Origin of the sequence: Enterobacter sichuanensis (assembly GCF_002939185.1) — a bacterium.
In the GTDB taxonomy this organism is placed as follows: domain Bacteria; phylum Pseudomonadota; class Gammaproteobacteria; order Enterobacterales; family Enterobacteriaceae; genus Enterobacter; species Enterobacter sichuanensis.
Map to the genome: position 1 here is coordinate 1 of NZ_POVL01000126.1, position 2,439 is coordinate 2,439.

Sequence of the window (2,439 nt, forward strand, 5' to 3'; positions counted from 1 at the left end):
GTAAGCGTACAGCGAGAACCGTATTGACGGGGATGTGTTATTCAGTTGGCAGTGTGATGCGCCAGGGTAGCAGCTCGCTGACCCGGTTGACCGGCCAGTCAGCTATGACGTCAAGGACATGGCGAAGGTAGCTTTCTGGATCCACGCCGTTCAGTTTGCACGTCCCGATCAGACTGTACAGCAACGCTCCCCGCTCACCACCGTGGTCTGAGCCGAAGAACAACCAGTTTTTACGACCCAGACTGACCATCCGCAGCGCATTTTCAGCGATGTTATTATCGGCTTCGGCCCAGCCGTTTTCTGCATAGTACGTCAGGGCCGGCCACTGGTTCAGGGTGTACGTGAACGCCTTTGCCAGCTCCGAGTGTCGCGACAGAGTTTTCATTTTTTCACGCAACCAGCTTTCCAGGGTACTAAGCAGCGGTTTCGTTTTCCGCTGACGTTCAGCAAGCCGTTGTTCCGCCAGCACTCCTCTTATTTCCGCCTCCACGGCATACAGTTCGCCGATACGCTTCAGGGCTTCCTCCGTCAGGGCTGACGGCGTGCGAACGTGCACATCGTGGATTTTACGGCGGGCGTGAGCCCAGCAGGCGGCTTCCGTTATCCGGCCATCGCGGTACAGCTCGTTGAACCCGGCGTACGCATCCGCCTGTAGCACACCGCTGAACCCCGCAAGATGGGTCTGCGGATGGATGCCTTTTCTGTCGGGGCTGTAGGCGAACCACACCGCCGGTGCCAGCGCTGACCCGGCGTTGCGGTCATCACGAACATACGTCCACAACCGCCCGGTCTTCGTCTTCTTATTGCCCGGCAACAGCACCTGGACCGGGGTATCATCGGCATGGAGTTTACCGTCAGTCAGGACATAGTCCTGAAGCGCCTCCTCCAGCGGGGACAGCAGCCGGCAGCATGCATCCACCCAGCCCGACAGCAGTGAACGGCTCAGTTCCACGCCCTGGCGACCGTATATTTCAGACTGACGATACAGCGGTGTGTGCTCTGCATACTTTGTGGTCAGCACGCGGGCCATCAGCCCCGGTCCGGCGATACCCCGCTCAATGGGGCGCGAAGGCGCGGGGGCCTGCACGATGGCATCACATTTTGTGCAGGCATGTTTTTCCCGTACGGTCCGGATCACCCGGAAGGCGCTGCGCATCAGCTCCAGCTGTTCAGCGGCATCCTCACCCAGGTAACTCAGCGCACCACCACACTCCGGGCAGCAGGAACCCGCTGGCCGCAGGCGTTTTTCATCGCGGGGGAGTGATTCGGGGAACGGTTTGCGGGTGCGGGTCTGACGCAGAGTGCGCTGTACTGCCGGGTCATCCACCCGACCGGTCAGCGTATCGCTCTCTTTCTGAAGCCGGTTCAGATCGGCTTCCATTTGTGCGATACGGCGGGAGACTTTTTCGGAACGGCTGCCGAAGTTCATCCGGCGAAGTTTATCCAGCTGCGCCTGCAGATGGTCTATTTCGCGCTCCCGGTCTGCCAGCTTTTCCAGCAGGGCACGGTTCAGCGCTTCCTGTTCGGCAAGGCGCTGTTTCAGCAGAAGGATGTCGTCAGAAGAGATGTCATTCATAAGCCAGCATTTTACCAGGCTTATTCTGCGACAACCAGGATAAAGAAGCCTACAGCATGGTCAGGGAGGTCAGCAACCGCTTCGGCTGTCGCCAGTCGATGCCTTCCAGCAGCATTGCCAGCTGCGCCGGGGTCAGGAACACTTTGCCATCGCGAGCTGACGGCCAGGCGAAGCGCCCGCGCTCCAGCCGTTTGGTCAGCAGGCACAGCCCGTCGCCGGTGGACCACAGAAGTTTAACCTGACTGCCGCTGCGGCCCCGGAAGATGAAGACATGGCCGGACATCGGTTCGTCTTTCAGCGCCGTCTGCACTTTTGCAGCCAGCCCGTTGAAGCCGTTTCTCATATCGGTAATACCGGCAACCAGCCAGATTTTGGTGCCTGTTGGTAGCGGGATCATCGCTTCAGTTCCTGTATCAGCAGAGTCAGAAGCTTTTCGCTGACCGTGCCGTTGAGGCGGAGTGTCCCGTGCCGGAACGTTACCTCACAGCTGATGCTGAGCTCTGAGTCCTCAGCGGGCGGTTCTGGTTGTACGGCGGTGGCATCGAGAGTCACAGGAAGTAACTGAGGACTCTCAGAGGAAGGTAATAGCAGCTTTCCCTCGCGCCACTGCTGGCGCCATTTAAAGAGCAGATTGGCATTAATGCCATTTTCAAGCGCCAGTTTTGAGATGGATATCCCGGGTTCGCAGGAGGCAGCAACGAGTTGCTGTTTAAACTCAGGAGAATAATTAGGGCAGCCTTTACGCCTGCCGGGAGTCATATTTTTCTGCATATCTGACACTTTGGTTCCCACTACTTATTTGGTGGACACCACTTTGTCGGATGCTTCAGATTATGACCAGACGGTTCACGCTGTACGCTTAC

The 2,439-nt window shown here is 58.1% G+C and carries 3 protein-coding genes; all 3 read right to left on the reverse strand.

Annotation, left to right across the window (positions count from 1 at the left end; all coding sequences use genetic code 11):
- Positions 1–37: 37 nt before the first annotated feature.
- Genes tnpC through tnpA form a run of 3 tightly spaced genes read right to left on the reverse strand, consistent with a single transcriptional unit; the run spans position 38 to position 2,347 of the window.
- A complete protein-coding gene (gene tnpC, locus C5687_RS23940) occupies positions 38–1,576 on the reverse strand; it encodes an IS66 family transposase (RefSeq protein WP_049194120.1) in 1,539 nt (512 codons plus the stop codon).
- 49 nt (positions 1,577–1,625) lie between these two features.
- On the reverse strand, positions 1,626–1,973 hold the full coding sequence (tnpB, locus tag C5687_RS23945; protein WP_004114612.1) for an IS66 family insertion sequence element accessory protein TnpB: 348 nt from the start codon (positions 1,971–1,973) through the stop codon (positions 1,626–1,628).
- Positions 1,970–2,347 (reverse strand): IS66-like element accessory protein TnpA, encoded by a 378-nt coding sequence (tnpA, locus tag C5687_RS23950; RefSeq protein WP_004118218.1) that lies wholly within the window; start codon positions 2,345–2,347, stop codon positions 1,970–1,972. The genes tnpB and tnpA overlap by 4 nt, the downstream gene beginning before the upstream one ends.
- Positions 2,348–2,439: the final 92 nt, after the last annotated feature.